Source organism: Bradyrhizobium cosmicum (assembly GCF_032290525.1).
Classification (GTDB): domain Bacteria; phylum Pseudomonadota; class Alphaproteobacteria; order Rhizobiales; family Xanthobacteraceae; genus Bradyrhizobium; species Bradyrhizobium cosmicum_A.
The window spans coordinates 1-254 of sequence record NZ_JASXTA010000379.1 but is presented as its reverse complement, the minus strand read 5'-3'; the positions used below and the strand labels follow the sequence as shown (position 1 = coordinate 254).

Below are 254 nucleotides of genomic sequence, written 5' to 3'. Positions count from 1 at the left end.
GTGGCGTTGAGCGCGAGCAGATTGGTCTGCTTCGCGATCGCCTCGATCGAGCCGGACACTTTGGCGACTTGTGCCAGCGCGGAGCCGACGGCGCTCAGTCGCGCCTCGATCCGCTCCACCGCCGCGACGAGCTCGGAAATGTGGCTCACCGCGGCGTCGACGGCGCCGCGCGACTGCGCGATCTCGCCGACCGCCGCTGACGTGGTCGTTTGCACCGCCTGTGACGCATTGGCGATGTCGTGATTGGCAGACAC

At 68.1% G+C, this 254-nt stretch carries 1 pseudogene; it reads right to left on the bottom strand.

From position 1 onward, the window contains the following. Positions 1–254 (bottom strand): annotated as a pseudogene (locus QSV46_RS40325) (methyl-accepting chemotaxis protein); the annotation flags it as partial.